Origin of the sequence: Pseudomonas sp. R3-52-08, assembly GCF_003851745.1 — a bacterium.
Lineage (GTDB): Bacteria > Pseudomonadota > Gammaproteobacteria > Pseudomonadales > Pseudomonadaceae > Aquipseudomonas.
The window spans coordinates 302415-319185 of the sequence record NZ_CP027730.1; the positions used below are offsets into that span (position 1 = coordinate 302415).

General features: G+C 59.1%; 16 protein-coding genes and 1 pseudogene. 6 read left to right on the forward strand and 11 right to left on the reverse strand.

Annotation, left to right across the window (positions count from 1 at the left end):
• Positions 1–192: 192 nt before the first annotated feature.
• Positions 193–576: a PaaI family thioesterase gene (locus C4J91_RS01265; RefSeq protein WP_124360793.1), complete on the reverse strand. Its 384-nt coding sequence runs from the start codon at positions 574–576 to the stop codon at positions 193–195.
• On the reverse strand, positions 576–2900 hold the full coding sequence (locus tag C4J91_RS01270; protein WP_124360794.1) for a Tex family protein: 2325 nt from the start codon (positions 2898–2900) through the stop codon (positions 576–578). The genes C4J91_RS01265 and C4J91_RS01270 overlap by 1 nt, the downstream gene beginning before the upstream one ends.
• A 355-nt stretch (positions 2901–3255) precedes the next feature.
• Between C4J91_RS01270 and ompR the strand changes: the two genes are divergently transcribed.
• Both ompR and C4J91_RS01280 read left to right on the forward strand, forming a co-directional pair.
• Positions 3256–3996 (forward strand): two-component system response regulator OmpR, encoded by a 741-nt coding sequence (gene ompR, locus C4J91_RS01275; RefSeq protein WP_003236035.1) that lies wholly within the window; start codon positions 3256–3258, stop codon positions 3994–3996.
• A gap of 117 nt (positions 3997–4113) precedes the next feature.
• Entirely contained in the window at positions 4114–5427 is a 1314-nt protein-coding gene (locus tag C4J91_RS01280; RefSeq protein ID WP_124360795.1) for an ATP-binding protein, read from the forward strand.
• Between the two features lie 139 nt (positions 5428–5566).
• On the opposite strand, the gene rimK is transcribed toward C4J91_RS01280, so the two are convergent.
• From rimK to C4J91_RS01295, 3 genes are all read right to left on the reverse strand, one after another.
• A complete protein-coding gene (gene rimK, locus C4J91_RS01285; RefSeq protein ID WP_057725432.1) occupies positions 5567–6472 on the reverse strand; it encodes a 30S ribosomal protein S6--L-glutamate ligase in 906 nt (301 codons plus the stop codon).
• Entirely contained in the window at positions 6469–6885 is a 417-nt protein-coding gene (locus tag C4J91_RS01290) for an ATP-dependent zinc protease (RefSeq protein ID WP_372238306.1), read from the reverse strand. Before C4J91_RS01290 ends, rimK begins: the two co-directional genes overlap by 4 nt.
• 78 nt (positions 6886–6963) lie before the next feature.
• The gene (locus C4J91_RS01295) at positions 6964–7743 is read right to left on the reverse strand and encodes an EAL domain-containing protein (protein WP_124360797.1); all 780 of its coding nucleotides are present in this window, start codon (positions 7741–7743) and stop codon (positions 6964–6966) included.
• 116 nt (positions 7744–7859) lie between these two features.
• Between C4J91_RS01295 and C4J91_RS01300 the strand changes: the two genes are divergently transcribed.
• Complete coding sequence (locus tag C4J91_RS01300; protein WP_124360798.1) at positions 7860–8267, forward strand: RNA-binding S4 domain-containing protein; 408 nt, start codon at positions 7860–7862, stop codon at positions 8265–8267.
• Positions 8268–8404: 137 nt separating this feature from the next.
• On the opposite strand, the gene C4J91_RS01305 is transcribed toward C4J91_RS01300, so the two are convergent.
• On the reverse strand, positions 8405–9208 hold the full coding sequence (locus C4J91_RS01305; RefSeq protein ID WP_124360799.1) for a phosphatase PAP2 family protein: 804 nt from the start codon (positions 9206–9208) through the stop codon (positions 8405–8407).
• A gap of 123 nt (positions 9209–9331) precedes the next feature.
• On the opposite strand from C4J91_RS01305, the gene hslO reads away from it, so the two are divergent.
• Positions 9332–10234: an Hsp33 family molecular chaperone HslO gene (gene hslO / locus C4J91_RS01310; RefSeq protein ID WP_124360800.1), complete on the forward strand. Its 903-nt coding sequence runs from the start codon at positions 9332–9334 to the stop codon at positions 10232–10234.
• A gap of 179 nt (positions 10235–10413) precedes the next feature.
• A complete protein-coding gene (locus tag C4J91_RS01315; protein ID WP_124360801.1) occupies positions 10414–11955 on the forward strand; it encodes a phosphoenolpyruvate carboxykinase in 1542 nt (513 codons plus the stop codon).
• 57 nt (positions 11956–12012) lie between these two features.
• Here the strand turns inward: C4J91_RS01315 and C4J91_RS01320 are convergent, their stop codons facing one another.
• The 5 genes and pseudogenes from C4J91_RS01320 to C4J91_RS01340 form a co-directional block, all read right to left on the reverse strand.
• Positions 12013–12876: a DMT family transporter gene (locus C4J91_RS01320; protein ID WP_256681640.1), complete on the reverse strand. Its 864-nt coding sequence runs from the start codon at positions 12874–12876 to the stop codon at positions 12013–12015.
• 161 nt (positions 12877–13037) lie between these two features.
• Positions 13038–13394: a DUF1493 family protein gene (locus C4J91_RS01325; RefSeq protein WP_124360802.1), complete on the reverse strand. Its 357-nt coding sequence runs from the start codon at positions 13392–13394 to the stop codon at positions 13038–13040.
• A gap of 286 nt (positions 13395–13680) precedes the next feature.
• Complete coding sequence (locus tag C4J91_RS01330; RefSeq protein ID WP_124360803.1) at positions 13681–14163, reverse strand: hypothetical protein; 483 nt, start codon at positions 14161–14163, stop codon at positions 13681–13683.
• Between the two features lie 273 nt (positions 14164–14436).
• On the reverse strand, positions 14437–14760 hold the full coding sequence (locus tag C4J91_RS01335) for a hypothetical protein (protein ID WP_124360804.1): 324 nt from the start codon (positions 14758–14760) through the stop codon (positions 14437–14439).
• Between the two features lie 274 nt (positions 14761–15034).
• Positions 15035–15187, reverse strand: a pseudogene (locus C4J91_RS01340) (YhfG family protein); the annotation flags it as partial.
• A 162-nt stretch (positions 15188–15349) separates the two neighbouring features.
• On the opposite strand from C4J91_RS01340, the gene C4J91_RS01345 reads away from it, so the two are divergent.
• The gene (locus C4J91_RS01345; RefSeq protein ID WP_124360805.1) at positions 15350–16525 is read left to right on the forward strand and encodes a tetratricopeptide repeat protein; all 1176 of its coding nucleotides are present in this window, start codon (positions 15350–15352) and stop codon (positions 16523–16525) included.
• The last annotated feature ends 246 nt before the right edge of the window (positions 16526–16771 follow it).

Consider the following 16771-nt stretch of genomic DNA (forward strand, 5'->3'; position numbering starts at 1 on the left):
TCGCCCCAATATGGGGGTGGGCAAGACGGTCTACAAGGGTGAAGTTGAAACTGGCGTGATCGCCTGGTTCTGAGTCGATTTGACCCGCTCTGAATATGCCGACTTCACTCCATGAATTGGGCTACAGCGCAGCGAGAAAATTCCGACGCTGTTGTCACAGCGCCGAAATTAACTCAAATCATGGGCGGGGAGCTATAGGACAGCGAACGTGCCCTGCGCTTTTGCGACAAGTCTGTCGCCTTGGTACACGTCGGCTTCGACTACTAATGTGCGCCTGCCGGCGTGGATCACCCGGCTGGTGCACAGTACGTCACCGTCTTCCACGGCGCGGATATAGTTGATTTTGCACTCGATGGTCGCGCTCTGCTGGTCGAACCCATGGGCGCTGGAGCAGGCCAGGCCCATGGTGATGTCCACCAGGCTGAAAATCGCGCCGCCATGCAACTTGCCGCCGCGATTGCGCAAATGCGGCGCCAGGCTCAGGGCCACCTCGGCAACGCCCTCATCCAGGCGCTGCAGGCGGCAGCCGATCAGTTCGCTGAACGCGCTCTGGGTCAAACCGGCCGGAATATCCATCAGCGCTTCTTCAACTGCTTGGCGTTGGCGAACAGCGAGGCCATGGCGTTGTTGCTCGGTGCGGCTGTCGCGGTTTCCTTGCGCGGCGCGGTGTTCTGCGACGAGCGCGGGGCCGAGCCAGGACGAGCCCCACGGGCGCCGTCGATTTTCTCGCCGGGGGTGTCGCTCATGCGCATCGACAGGCCAACGCGTTTGCGCGGGATGTCGACTTCCATCACCTTGACCTTGACCACATCACCGGCTTTCACCGCTTCGCGGGGATCCTTGATGAACTTCTCTGAAAGCGCGGAGATATGCACCAAACCGTCCTGATGCACGCCGATATCCACGAACGCGCCAAAGTTGGTCACGTTGGTCACCACACCTTCGAGGATCATGCCCAGTTGCAGGTCCTTGAGGTCTTCGACACCGTCCTGGAACTCAGCGGTCTTGAATTCGGGGCGGGGGTCGCGGCCGGGTTTTTCCAGCTCTTGCAGGATGTCGGTGATGGTCGGCACGCCGAAGGTTTCGTCGGTGTACTTCTTCGGGTCCAGACGCTTGAGGAACGCCGCGTCGCCGATCAGCGAGCGGATGTCACGGTCGGTTTCGGCGGCGATTCGTTGCACCAGTGGATAGGCTTCCGGGTGAACCGCAGAGGCATCCAGCGGGTTATCACCGTTCATTACGCGTAGGAAACCGGCGGCTTGCTCGAAGGTTTTCTCGCCCAGGCGCGCAACCTTTTTCAGTGCGGCGCGGGTTTTGAAGGCGCCATTCTCGTCGCGGTGGGTGACGATATTCTGCGCCAGGGTAGCGTTGAGGCCAGAGATACGTGCGAGCAGCGCCACGGAAGCGGTGTTCACGTCCACACCCACGGCGTTCACGCAGTCTTCCACCACTGCATCCAGGCCACGCGCCAGCTTGAGCTGCGACACGTCGTGCTGATATTGGCCGACACCGATGGATTTAGGGTCGATCTTCACCAGCTCGGCCAGTGGGTCCTGCAGGCGACGGGCAATCGACACGGCGCCGCGGATCGACACATCGAGGTCCGGGAATTCCTTGGACGCCAGTTCCGAGGCCGAGTACACCGAAGCGCCTGCCTCGGAGACCATGACCTTGGTCATCTTCATGGCAGGGTATTTTTTGATCAGCTCGGCGGCCAACTTATCGGTTTCGCGGCTGGCGGTGCCGTTGCCGATGGCAATCAGGTCCACGGCATGCTTGGCGCACAGGGCGGCCAGGATGGCGAGGGTCTGGTCCCACTTGTTGTGCGGTACGTGCGGGTAGACGGTGGCGTGGTCCAGCAGCTTGCCGGTGGCGTCGACCACCGCGACCTTGCAGCCGGTGCGCAGGCCCGGGTCCAGGCCCAGGGTGGCGCGTGGGCCCGCCGGAGCGGCCAGCAGCAGGTCATGCAGGTTGTGGGCGAATACGTTGATCGCCTCGGTTTCGGCGCCGTCGCGCAGCTCGCCGAGCAGGTCGGTTTCCAGGTGGGTATAGAGCTTGACCTTCCAGGTCCAGCGCACGACCTCACTGAGCCACTTGTCCGCAGGACGATTCTGATTCTGAATGCCGAATTGTTGACCGATCATGCCCTCGCACGGGTGCATGGTGCCCGGCAGCTCGTCGCCGACTTTCAGCGCGGAGCTGAGAATGCCCTCGTTACGGCCACGGAAGATCGCCAGGGCGCGGTGGGACGGCATGCTCTTGAGGGGCTCGTCGTGTTCGAAGTAATCGCGGAACTTGGCGCCTTCTTCTTCTTTGCCGGCGATGACGCGGGCGCTGAGGATGGCTTCCTGTTTCAGGTAGGTACGCAGTTTTTCCAGCAGGCTGGCGTTTTCCGCGAAGCGCTCCATCAGGATGTACTTGGCGCCTTCCAGGGCAGCCTTGATATCGGCGACGCCTTTTTGCGCGTCGACAAAGCGCGCGGCTTCGGTTTCCGGGGTCAGTGACGGGTCGTTGAACAGGCCGTCGGCCAGGTCGCCCAGGCCCGCTTCCAGGGCGATCTGACCCTTTGTGCGACGTTTCTGTTTATACGGCAGGTAAAGGTCTTCGAGGCGGGTCTTGGTGTCGGCGAGCTTGATGTCGCGTTCCAATTGCGGGGTCAACTTGCCCTGTTCCTGGATGCTGGCAAGGATGCTGATACGCCGCTCGTCGAGTTCTCGCAGGTAACGCAGGCGTTCTTCCAGGTGCCGCAGCTGGATATCGTCAAGGCTGCCGGTCACTTCTTTTCGGTAACGGGCGATGAAAGGCACCGTGGAGCCTTCATCCAGTAGCGCGACGGCCGCTTCGACCTGTTGTGGGCGTACACCGAGTTCCTCGGCGATGCGGCTGTTGATGCTGTCCATAAAACCACCTGAAATTCTGAAAAGCAGCTCGCAGACCCGGAAAACAAGGCCTTGCGAGGCTGGTTGAGCGGCCCGACTGGCGCCGCTGCCTGGGTCAAGAGGCAGTCTGTTGACCCTCGAAATCGAAAAAACACGACAAGCGAGTAAAAAAAGCCTGGCAGTAAACGGTAACGATCTGACGTTGCCCTGCACGAAGGCGCCGCATTATAACCAGCGTTCTGCCCTTGGGGGCTACTGCGCCAGTGCTCGTAGAGCGCGGCTTGGCTGGCAGTAGAGGAAAAATCTGCTAACAATGCACACGGTGCGTATAACGGCAGCTAGGCCATAATGCGCGCCGAGATAAGAGGAGCATCTAATGAGCAGCACTGCACAAACTGCTGAAGGCGAAAAAATTCTCATCGTTGACGACGATCCGGGGCTGAGCAGCCTGCTGGAGCGTTTTTTCAACTCCAAAGGCTACCGGGCCCGCGCGGTGCCGAACACCGAGCAGATGGACCGCCTGTTGGGGCGCGAAGTGTTCAATCTGGTCGTGCTCGACCTGATGCTGCCCGGCGAAGACGGCCTGACCGCCTGCAAGCGTCTGCGCGGCGCGAACAACCAGATCCCGATCATCATGCTCACTGCCAAGGGTGATGAGCTGAGCCGCATCAAGGGCCTTGAACTGGGCGCTGATGACTACCTGGCCAAGCCGTTCAACCCGGACGAGCTGATGGCACGGGTCAAGGCCGTATTGCGTCGCCAGGCCCCGTCGGTACCGGGTGCGCCGGGCAGCGAAGACGAAAGCGTGACCTTTGGCGACTACGAGTTGTCCCTGGCGACCCGCGAGCTTAAGCGTGGCGACGAAGTGCACATGCTCACTACCGGCGAATTCGCGGTGCTCAAGGCTCTGGTGATGAACGCTCGCCAGCCGCTGACCCGCGACAAGCTGATGAACCTGGCCCGTGGCCGAGAATGGGACGCCCTGGAGCGCTCCATCGACGTGCAGATCTCCCGACTGCGCCGGATGATCGAGCCGGACCCTTCCAAGCCGCGGTATATCCAGACGGTGTGGGGTGTGGGTTATGTGTTTGTGCCGGATGGCACCGCAACCAAGTGACCGATGATTTGCAGGGGGCGGGCATCCGGCGTTTGATTCCATGAGGATCGACGGGGTGTCCGGCGTCTGCAATTCTGCGAGCGCCGCTCGTTCCTGCAAGGTGTCTAGCTGTCTCCTATGAAAACCCCGCTGTGGTTCCCGCAAAGTTTCTTCTCCCGCACCCTTTGGCTGGTGCTGATCGTCGTTCTGTTTTCGAAGGCACTCACACTGGTTTATCTCTTGATGAACGAGGACGTGCTGGTGGATCGGCAGTACAGCCATGGCGTCGCCTTGACGTTGCGCGCCTACTGGGCCGTAGACCCTGAGAACCGTGAAAAGGTAGCCAAGGCCTCAACCCTGATCCGGGTTGATGGGGCCGGCGTGCCTGAGGGCGAACAGCATTGGCCCTACAGTGAGATCTACCAGCGCCAGATGCAGGCCGAACTGGGCGACGACACCGAGGTGCGGCTGCGCATGCATGTGTCGCCTGCGCTGTGGGTGAGGGCGCCCAGCCTGGGAGATGCCTGGATCAAGGTACCGCTGTATCCGCACCCGTTGCGCGGGCAGAAAATCTGGAACGTATTGGGCTGGTTCCTCGCCATTGGCTTGCTTTCAACCGCGTCCGCGTGGATTTTCGTGCGCCAGCTCAATCAACCGCTCAAACGCCTGGTGTTCGCGGCCCGCCAATTGGGCCAGGGGCGCAGCGTGCGCCTGCCAGTCAGCGATACGCCCAGTGAGATGACCGAGGTGTACGGCGCGTTCAACCAGATGGCGGAGGATGTCGAGCAGGCCGGGCGCGAGCGCGAGCTGATGCTGGCGGGCGTGTCCCATGACCTGCGTACACCGTTGACGCGATTGCGCTTGTCCCTGGAGTTGATGGGCAACCATACCGACCTCACCGATGACATGGTGCGCGACATCGAGGACATGGATGCGATTCTGGACCAGTTCCTGGCATTCATCCGTGATGGGCGCGACGAGGTAGTGGAGGAGGTTGACCTGACCGATCTGGTACGTGAAGTGGTCGCGCCCTACAACCAGAGTGGTGAGCAGGTGCGTCTGCGCCTGGAGCCGATTCAACCGTTTGCGTTGCGCAGGGTGTCGATGAAGCGCCTGCTGAACAACCTGATCGGCAATGCCTTGCATCATGCCGGTTCGGATGTGGAAGTGGCGGCGTACGTGTCTGGCGACAGCGCTGCGCCCTATGTCGTGCTGAGCGTGATGGACCGCGGCACCGGTATCGACCCGGCGGAACTGGAGGCCATCTTCAACCCCTTCACCCGTGGCGACCGTGCCCGGGGCGGTAAAGGTACCGGCTTGGGCTTGGCGATTGTGCGGCGGATTGCGTCGATGCATGGCGGCAATGTCGAGTTGCGCAACCGCGAAGAAGGCGGCCTGGAGGCACGGGTGCGCCTGCCGCTTGGGTTGATGTTGCCCAGGGATGCGGTCTAACAGACAATATGAATCAAATGTGGGAGGGGGCTTGCTCCCGATAGCAGAATGTCAGTCATGCAGATGTAACTGACCCACCGCTATCGGGAGCAAGCCCCCTCCCACATTTGAGCTGATGTTGTGTCAGGAGCAGAGCTTTTCAGCCCTTTCCCTTGGTCCGGGTCATGTTCGGCCCGCCATTTTTTTCCAGATGCTCAATGATGATCCCCGCCACATTTTTGCCAGTGGTGGTCTCGATCCCTTCCAGGCCCGGCGATGAGTTCACCTCCATGACCAACGGGCCATGGTTGGAGCGCAGGATATCCACGCCCGCCACGGCCAACCCCATGACCTTGGCTGCACGCAGCGCGGTCATGCGCTCCTCCGGGGTGATCTTGATCAGGCTCGCGCTGCCGCCACGGTGCAGGTTGGAGCGAAACTCACCCGGTTTGGCCTGACGCTTCATGGCGGCAATCACCTTGTCGCCCACCACGAAGCAGCGGATATCCGCACCGCCCGCTTCCTTGATGTACTCCTGCACCATGATGTTCTGCTTGAGGCCCATGAACGCCTCGATCACCGATTCCGCCGCCGTTGCGGTTTCGCACAGCACCACGCCGATGCCCTGGGTGCCTTCCAGCACCTTGATCACCAGCGGCGCGCCATTGACCATTTCGATCAGGTCGGGAATGTCATCCGGGGAGTGGGCAAAACCGGTGACCGGCAGACCGATCCCCCGGCGCGACAGCAGCTGCAGCGAGCGCAACTTGTCCCGCGAGCGCGCGATGGCCACGGATTCATTCAGCGGGAAGACCCCCATCATTTCAAACTGGCGCAGCACCGCGCAGCCGTAGAACGTCACCGAGGCGCCGATGCGTGGGATCACCGCATCGAAACCTTCCAGCGGCTTGCCCCGGTAGTGGATCTGCGGCTTGTGGCTGGCAATGTTCATATAGGCCCGCAACGTGTCGATCACCACCATTTCATGGCCACGTTCAGTGCCGGCCTCGACCAGGCGGCGGGTAGAATACAGACGCGGGTTTCGCGACAGCACAGCGATCTTCATGCAGCACCTGGGGCAGAAATAGTAGAGACCGGGAACACCGGCTTGTCTTGAACGTACTTGACGCCCGGGCTGACCACCAACTGGCCGTCAATCAGCGCCTTGGAGCCCAGCAACAGGCGATAACGCATGGCTTTGCGGCAAGCCAGGGTGAATTCCACCCGCCACACCCGATCGCCCAACGCCAGGGTGGTGCTGATCACGTAGCGCACCTGTGCATGGCCGTTGGAGCTCTTGATGGTTTTCATCGTTACCAGGGGCGCTTCGCAGCGGCGGTGACGCAGTTGCACCACGCTGCCCAAGTGGGCGGTAAAACGCACCCACTTTTCGCCATTACGCTCGAATGGCTCGATTTCAGTGGCGTGCAAGCTCGAGGTACTGGCGCCGGTGTCGATCTTGGCGCGCAGGCCAGCCACTCCCAGGTCGGGAAGCGCCACCCACTCTCGCAGACCCACAACGGTCAAATGGTCAAATGTCTTCAATATGGGTACCGGTCAATGTGCCCAGGCGTCAGGCGAAACCTTGGCCAGGGCATTGAATGCGGGCTTGGCGAACCAATAGCCCTGCATTAGAAATATTCCACAGTCGGAGAGGAAGTCCCGCTCGCCGGCACTTTCGATGCCTTCGGCGATGACAGTAACCCCCAACTGCTCACAGATTGTGACAATCCCCCGGACGATCACCTGACGGACTCGGTCTTGATCGACATCGCGAATCAGCGCCATGTCGAGTTTGATCAGGTCCGGTTGGAAATCGGCCAGCAGATTCAGCCCCGAATAGCCCGCGCCGAAATCATCGATGGCGGTCTTGAAGCCGAATTCGCGGTATTCACGCAGAATATTCGTCAAATGGCGATTGTTATCTACATGCTCGCTTTCCAGTGTCTCGAAAATCAGGCGGTCCAGCGGAAAATTGTGCGCGCGGGCGGCCTCCAGGGTGCTGCGGATACACAGTTCTGGACGGTATACGGCATTGGGCATGAAATTGATGGAAAGGTGAGTCTGCATGCCCAGGGCGGCAGCGCCGGCAATTGCCTGGGTGCGGCAGCGCTGGTCAAAGCGGTAGCGATTGGTTTCGTTGATATGTGCCAGCACCGATAACGCGTTCTCACCCTGGGTGCCGCGCACCAAGGCTTCATTGGCAAATATCGAATGGTCACGCAGGTCTACGATAGGCTGGTAGGCGAAAGCGAAATCGAACCCCAGGGGCTCGCTTTGCTGGCAACCCACGCACCGCTGGTTGGGCGAGGTGAGTGAAACGGGAAAGTCGGTCACAGCGTGTCCTCGCGAAAACAGAGTGCTACCTGGCGTATCTTAGGTGAGCCTCAGGGTTTATGCGTCGAAGCGTTTCAACGGTAAGGTTGCGACATTTTTCAGAGCGAGGAATTCAAGTGGCTCAAAAACAGGAAGAGGAAGAAAAGGTCCGCCTGGACAAGTGGCTGTGGGCCGCGCGTTTCTACAAAACCCGTGCCCTGGCCAAGGCCGCTATCGAGAGCGGCAAGGTGCACCATCGCGGTGAGCGCTGCAAGCCGGGGAAGGAACCGCGTGTCGGCGACGAGTTTCAGATTCGTACAGGGTTCGATGAAAAGACTGTCGTGGTTCAGGCGCTTTCCGCCGTGCGCCGGGGTGCGCCAGAAGCGCAGACGCTGTATGTGGAGACCCAAGCCAGCATTGCCAAGCGCGAGAACGCTGCGGCCATGCGCAAGGCGGGAGCTTCGGGTTTGACCACCGACGGCAAGCCGAGCAAAAAGCAACGCCGTGACTTGTTCAAGTTTCGCGGCAGTGGCAATGATGATTGACTGCGCAAATCTCCGACCCAAAGGAGATCAAAATGTGGGAGGGGCTTGCCCCCGATTGCGGTAGATCAGCTACCTATAAGCTGACTGATCCACTGCCATCGGGAGCAAACCCCCTCCCACATTTTTAGCCGGCGGTGTTAACGGGCTGAACGTATCACACTCAATCGCCCGATCACCGGCAATTTGCCGAGCAACCCGAAAACCGGAGCTGTCATCCGCAACAGGAACCCCGACACCTTCGCTGCAAACGGCGTGTAGTAACCCCAACCCAATGCCAACAGCGCCAGCAAAACCCCGCCGATGTAATCGTCCTGGCCCCAGTGCGCGCCTGCTACCAGTCGCGGCATCATGAACAACAGCGCCAGGCCCCATATCGCCAGTACCTGGCCGCTGCGCCTGGCGAACACGGTCATGAACATCGCCCAGATCAACAACACCGACGCATGATCGCCGGGAAAGCTCTGGCTCGATCGGTCTTTCAGTTCCCAGGTTTTCTCCAGCCCAGGGAAAAAATCACTCATCTGCACTGCGCCGCCGATCACCATCGACGGGCTGCTGTGCTGCCAACCCATCTGCGCCGCGAGTTTGGAAAACAGCATGCGGATAAACAGCAGCAACAAAAGAATGCTGAGGAAGCCAAAGAACGCTTGGCGAACCTGCACGGCCTTGAACACCCAGTCGCCGCGTATCAGCAGCGCCAACAGAATTACCCCGACGACCGCATCAAACGGCCGCAGGCTCGCCACTGCCCACACATGCAACCAAGTGGAGTTGCTCGCCAGCGGACCGTTGAGCAGATGAAACAGCCACTCGTCGAAAACCACACACAGCATCTGCCCAGTGGGCCACAGCCAAAAACACAGCAGCCCGATAGCGACTAGATTGCAAAGAGCCCATCGCCGGAGGTTCCAGTTCGCTTGGAACAAACCCGGATTGTTCATAAACTGTCCCTCATCGCTCTATCAAGCTCCTTGTTTTAGGAGAATCCGCACCAATATGGCGCTAAAGCGTTTAATTTTATAAACGTTGTAATCATTTTGTCATCACTTCAGATACCCAGACCTATGACTGATCTACCGGATACCGACTTCACCCAACGCTTTATCTTTGACGAGAACGACGCCCGCGGCGAATTGGTTTCGTTGGAGCTCAGCTATGCCGAAGTCCTTGCCAAACACGCGTATCCGGAGCCGGTCGCGCAGTTGCTCGGTGAGTTGATGGCCGCGGCTTCGCTGCTGGTGGGCACGATGAAATTCGATGGCTTGCTGATCCTGCAGGCGCGTTCCGAAGGTCCGATCCCGATGCTGATGATCGAGTGTTCCAGCGAGCGCGAGATCCGTGGCCTGGCCCGTTATGACGTCGACCGGATTACACCGGATGCCACATTTTCCGAGCTAATGGCCGATGGCGTGCTGGCGATCACCGTTGACCCCACCGAAGGCCAGCGCTACCAGGGCATCGTTGACCTCGACGGCGAGACCTTGGCGGACTGCTTTACCAACTATTTCGTAATGTCCCAGCAAGTCGGCACCAAGTTCTGGCTCAACGCCGACGGCAAGCGCGCTCGCGGCCTGTTGTTGCAGCAATTGCCGGCTGACCGCATAAAGGATGAGGATGAGCGCACGGATAGCTGGCGCAAGCTGACCGCTCTGGCGGGCACCCTGACCGCTGAAGAATTGCTGGCACTGGACAACGAGACCATCTTGCACCGCCTGTACCACGAAGAGACCGTGCGCCTGTTCGACGAACAGTCCCTGCGCTTCAATTGCAGCTGCTCCCGCGAGCGCTCGGCCAATGCCCTGGTCAGCCTGGGCCTGGAAGATGCGCAGAATCTGGTGGTGGAGCACGGTGGCCATATCGAGATCGACTGCCAGTTCTGCAACGAGCGTTATCTGTTCGATGCTGCCGATGTCGCCCAATTATTCGCCGGCGCAGGCATCGACACCCCTTCCGACACCCGCCACTAAAACGTTTAAGCACAGGTAAATCACCTGTCAAATGCCGGATTAGAGGCGTTCTGACGGGAGGGCCCTACTTTTTTTGGGCTTTTCTGGCATAATCCGGCCCACTTTTTTCGCGGTAGTAGTGCGCAACTTTCTACTACAAAACGTTTGGAGCACTCGGCCATAGGCCGACGGGGAACCTCATGACGCAAGCCAATAACGCCGTATACACCGATCTGAGTGTTGACGATCTGGTCAAAGAAGCCCTGCAGCGCGGTGAAGGCGTGCTTGCCGATACTGGCGCGCTGGTCGTAGAAACCGGTCACCGCACCGGTCGTTCGCCGGTCGATCGTTTCATCGTTGAAGAGCCGACCACCCAGGCCGCAATCGCCTGGGGCCCGATCAACCGCAAGTTCCCAGCCGACAAGTTCGATGCCCTCTGGGCTCGCGTCGAGGCCTTCAACAATGCGCAAGAGCATTTCGTTTCCCACGTTCACGTAGGGGCTGCCGAAGACCACTACCTGGCCGTGAAAATGACCACCCAGACGGCCTGGCAGAACCTGTTCGGTCGCTGCCTGTTCATCAACCCGGCGCAGTACAACCCGGCCGGTCGTGAAGAGTGGCAAGTGCTCAACGTCGCCAACTTCGAGTGCGTGCCAGAGCGTGACGGCACCAACTCCGACGGTTGCGTGATCCTTAACTTCGCCCAGAAAAAAGTGCTGATCGCCGGCATGCGTTACGCCGGTGAAATGAAGAAAGCCATGTTCTCGGTGCAGAACTTCCTGCTGCCGGCCGCCGACGTACTGCCGATGCACTGCGCCGCCAACATCGGTGAAGCAGGCGATGTGACCCTGTTCTTCGGCCTGTCCGGCACCGGCAAGACCACCCTGTCCGCCGACGAAAGCCGTTACCTGATCGGTGACGACGAGCACGGTTGGGGCGAAGGCGTGGTGTTCAACATCGAAGGCGGTTGCTATGCCAAGTGCATCGACCTGTCCGAGCAGAACGAGCCGGTTATCTGGAAGGCCATCAAGCACGGCGCCGTGCTGGAAAACGTCGTCATCAACGAAGCCGGGCATGCCGACTACGCCGATGTCAGCCTGACCCAGAACAGCCGCGCCGCCTACCCGCTGGAACACGTTGCCAAGCGTTCCGAGAAGAACCTGGGCGGCGAGCCCAACGCGGTGATTTTCCTGACCTGCGACCTCACCGGCGTGCTGCCGCCCGTGTCGATCCTCAGCGAAGAACAAGCGGCCTACCACTTCCTGTCCGGCTACACCGCACTGGTGGGCTCGACCGAAATGGGTTCGGGCAGCGGCATCAAGTCGACTTTCTCCACCTGCTTCGGCGCACCGTTCTTCCCGCGCCCGGCCGGTGAATACGCTGAGCTGCTGATCAAGCGCATCCGTGGTTTCGGCTCCAAGGTCTACCTGGTCAACACCGGCTGGACCGGCGGCGGCTACGGCGTCGGCAAACGCTTCAACATCCCGACCACGCGCGGCGTGATCGCAGCGATCCAGAGCGGCGCGTTGATCGGTGCCGAAACCGAACACCTCGACACCATCAACCTCGACGTGCCATTGGCCGTGCCGGGCGTTGAAACTGGCCTGCTGAACCCACGTAACACCTGGGCAGACAAGGCTGCCTACGATGAAGCGGCGAAGGCGTTGGCTGGATTGTTCATCGAGAACTTCAAGAAGTTTGAAGTGAGCGATGCGATCAAGGCTGCAGGGCCTAAGTTGTAAGATCCGATCGTTGTGAAAAAGCCGCCTCTTGAGGGCGGCTTTTTTGTGCGCGAAAGGTCAGTCGGCGATATGTAAAACCACTGCCCCGACCAGCACCAGCACAACCCCCAGCACCTGCACCGCCGTCAGCCGCTCCTTGAAAAACACAAACCCCAGGATCGCTGCAATCCCACCTGACAGCGTACTGATCACCGTCACCACCGAAACCGACCCTGCCATTGCCCCCCACGAAAACGCCGAGAAACCACCGAGGTTCATCACGCTCGCTCCGGTCAATGTCGCGCAGTTTTTCAGCGGCGGGATTTTCAAGCCGTCCTTGATCTTCAGCACCATCATCACCATTACGCACACCCCAACCAGATAGCCCAGCCACAGCATGGTGATGGGTCCCAGCGCCGGCAGCGTATAGCGGCCTTGCAGCCAGAAACTGGTGCCGTACAGCAGCGCGGCGAGCATGGCGTAGGCGATGGACAGGCGCGGGTTGTTGTGGGGTACGCCGTTGTCCTTATGGAGGCTGGAAAGGATCACGCCGACGACGCACAGGCCGATACAGCCGAGTTGGATCAGGCTGATCTGCTCGCCGCTGGCCCAGGACAGCAAGGTGGTGACTACGCCGTATGAGGTCACGAGTGGCGCAACGATGGCGGCTTTGCCCAGGGCGAAGGCTTTGGACAGTGCGAGGGCGCCGGACACGGTGAGCAGCGCGGCCGCGATACCCAGGAGCCAGACGCTCAACGGTGCATTGAGGGATTTGGAAAAGAAGGCAGGAAAACTGACCAGCAGCAGGGTCATGATCAAAAAGCCGAGGGCTTGGCCGAAATACACCGCGCGTTTAACACCAACGGCCCGGGCGTTGAGGCCCACCAGAAAGTCCGTGCCGCCCCAGAGCAGGGCGGCCAGCAGGCCCATCGTTACGTCCATGTAAGGTCCTTGTTATGCATACCGTTCGCCAGGTTAGCGCAGATCCAAATGTGGGAGGGGGCTTGCCCCCGATTGCGGTGTAACAGTCAAAAGTTGGCCGCCTGACACACTGCTATCGGGAGCAAGCCCCCTCCCACACTTGATTCTCGGTGTACTTCAGTTCAGCTCAGGTTTTCCAGCGTTTGCGTGTCCCAGCTGTGGGTCTTGATCGCCAGGTAGAGCATACCAATGGTCAGCGGGACTTTGTCGCCATGCCCCTTGGCCCGGCGCTTGAGGAACACGTCGAAGACCGGTGGGTTGAAGTAACGATAAGTGTCGTAGTCGCCCAAGTCGAGGGCGAACTCCTGCTCCAGTGAGTCCATCAGTTGCTTGGCCTCGCTGCCGTCACAGCCCAGGTCGAAATTGAGTGAGGTTTGCAGATGGATGGTCTTGTGTTTCGGCAGGCCGATTTCTTCGTGCAGCAGTTGCAGAAGTTGCTGCATGACGGGGTCTTCGGGGAAGTTGGGGGCGAGGTTCATGGTGGGGGCACGCAGGAGTGGGTGAGGGGGACGGTTGCGTTGGTGGCGATACTTGTTTTGGCTTTTTAACAAAATGATGCCTGTTACAAAAGCGATGACCGGCAGGCTCTCTGTTTGTGTCTCCCTTATCCAAGAGGTGGCGCAGAATAAGATTGTCGGACCGCTCACCACGAGTATGAGCCCAAAAGCCTTTCTGAATACGGGCCGCTTGATTGTTTTGTCGGCTAAAGCGGGAAGTGCCAAGAGTAGAATCAGATTTATCCATTGGATGTACATGGTTATCGTATTAGCCACCCTGAAATTGTCGGACCATTGACGAGAGAGATCGCTGAGGGCCGATGCCTCCGTTGACCTGAGCGTCGATCCCTATAACGACGTCACCGGCGTGATAGCTACGAATGAGGCCTTTGATAGTCAGACCTACGGCTGCTCCTGCGGCGAGTCCAACTGCTGGAGATGCCAGACTCATTGGCGCTGATACCGCGCCGCTGATTAATCCTGCAACGATTTCCCCGCGAATGTTGAGCAAGTCGGCATGTTGCCGGGTGATTGGCTTCGAGATGCCGATGGTGATTTTGCAAGGCAAATCACGGGCAAGCATTTTGTCGTATAAATCTACGAGCCGCTGGCGCAGCTCATTTGCGAATGTGCCTGCTTCCAGTAGGCATAGATTTGCCAGTGCGTGCCGGTTGGCTGGTAAGGCTATAAGGCGAAGCACCGTGAAGGTGATGCCATAATGGCCGATGTATTGAGTCCTTTCGATGTTCACGGGTGTCCGCCGAGAAAGTTGAGACCGCGCTATTTTCATTCAGCTACGGGTAACTTCTGTAGACGTTAGGTGGGTATTTGGAGCAGTTTGGGAAGGGGATGTCGCGGTGTTTGGAAGTTTCTTACAGCGGTTTCCGGCATTTGTGCCTTGGCAGCGACGCCATAGGTAAAACTGGTCAAATGTGGGAGTCCGGCTTGCCCGCGTTGACGTTGGGTCAGGTGTGGAAATGTCGCCTGATACTCCGCTATCGCAGGCAAGCCAGCTCCCACAGGGTTAGCTGTGTGGCTGGCCAGTTTGTGTTGGACTGCCGGCCGCCGGCTGTAGCTGCACGTGTTGCGCCGCTTCCAGCAAATCACAGCCGTCCTGGACGAGCAGGTACAAGGCGTTGGTGATGTGGGAGATGTCTTTGAGGTCGGCGTGTTCGAAGGTCAGGCAGGAGAAGGTTTCCAGTAGGTCCGTAGCTGCGCGGATGCGTTGGTGGGCGGCGGACTGGATGTCTTCGGCTTTGGCTTCGGTGTCGATGACGAGGGGGTAGGTATCGGTGAAGTTAGTGCGCAGAATGCGATAACGATTGGTTGGGAGGTTGGGCTTTGTCATTTCAGTTCCAATACAGATTCAAAGAAATACACCAAACGAGTTGGCACGTTTGTCCCTGCTGTTTTTCGGATGACCAAACCCGGTCGCTGATTTGGCAGCGACGGAACGAACCTTAGAAGTGAGTGTGTTCTCGGGCAATAAACGAATGGTTTAACTGTTCATGGCCTCAGATCATTCCCACGCTCCTGCGTGGGAATGCATCCCGTGACGCTCTGCGTCACCAACACCTGAGGTTCAAGCCGTGCAGTGCTGAGGCGTCGAGTTCGCGAGGCAGATACCAGGCAAGGACCGCGGCTCTCGTCGGCAGAGCATTGTCGACATCGGACGGTTGGGTGTCGAAGCCTGCCAGACGCAAGCTGGCAAGATAGTTGGAGCGTTGTATCTGCTTGTAGTAAGCCTGTTTCTGCTTGAACGTCATCTCTTCCACGGCGCAGTTCTCCAAGACAGAGGCTGGTTTCATCGTGCGGTCAGTGTTCGCTATAACCACGTCACATTCCTTATAAAAAATCCGCCAGCGCGCTGAATTCAGCGTATGTTTCACCGCAAAATCTTGTAGGGCAATTCCGCCCACTACTTAAAGGGAATTAGCATGGGTTTGCTTCGTGTCGCTTCGGCGATGTCATTGTGTGCGGTGGCTTTTTCCGTTCAGGCCGAGCAGTTGCCGATCGAGGTGCTGAGTGCGGTGGTCAAGGACCAGAAAATCGCCGACGCCGAGGTGCTGCTGCAACGCAACGGTGCGCAGAACGTGGTGGGCCGCACCAACGCTCAAGGGCAGGTGACGCTGACCAGCGAGGCGGCTGACGACGCCAGCAATCTATTGATCATCAAAAAACCGGGCTATTCCAACCTGGTGGTGAAATGCCCGTGCAAGGGCATGACCTACGCTATCAGCCCTGTGATGGAAAACCTCGATGGCTTGCGCGTGGTGCTGAGCTGGGGCCAGACGCCGGAAGATCTCGACTCCCATATGATCTTCCCCGGCAACAATATCTACTTCGAGAACAAGACCGGCACCGACGCCGAGCTGGACGTGGATGACACCGACAGCTACGGCCCGGAGACCATCACCCTGCAGAAAAAACACTACGGTGAAAGCTACGTTTACGCCGTGCATGACTACAGCAACGGCGGCAATCCAGGCTCGCGTCAGTTGTCCAACAGTGAAGCCAAGGTGTTCGTATACATGGGCCAATCGCTGGTGCGCACCTACTACGTGCCGAAAAACCGCAGCGGTAACCTGTGGACCGTGTTCCGCATGACCGGCAGTGGCGACTTCCAGGACATCAACACCTTCAGCGGCGTGACCGTGAATGCCGCCAATGTACTCAACGAAGTCAAACCATTACTGGACGACAGCGTTGCGGTTACCGCAGTGGCCGTCAGCTCTTCCGCACAGACCGACGCGAAGCGTCTGAACGTGCAGGGTGAAGCTGCTTACCAGGCGGGTAATCTGGACCAGGCGATTGATCTGTTCCGACAGGCCATTGATCTGGATAACGGCTTCGGTAAAGCTTATGGCAACCTCGGCTTGGCGTATCAGAAGGCTGGCAACACCGCCGAATCGATCTGGGCCAACCGCAAGGCCATCGCCCTGGCGACGGGGGCCAATGCGGCAACCGTACGCGCGGGTGCCTACTACAACATTGCGCGAATCTACGAAGCGGCGGGCCAGTTCCCGGATGCGCTGCGTCACTACCAATTGGCCAAGGAGCAGAAGGCCAATCCGGTGTACGACACGGCGATTGAGCGGGTGCAGAACCGCTGATTCGGTTCTAGCGCGGTTTTAAAATGTGGGAGGGGGCTTGCTCCCGATAGCAGCGGATCAGTGAGTTATTTGTAGCTGATCCACCGCCATCGGGGGCAAGCCCCTTCCCACATTTGGTTGTTGGTGTTCCTACAGTCGTATTTGGCCCAAGGCCATTGCTGCACCCTGTGTATCATCCTGTCTCTTTTTTCCATGCGACCTTTCTCGATCCGCTGAACTTAATGGGCTACGTTTTTAAGCCACGTT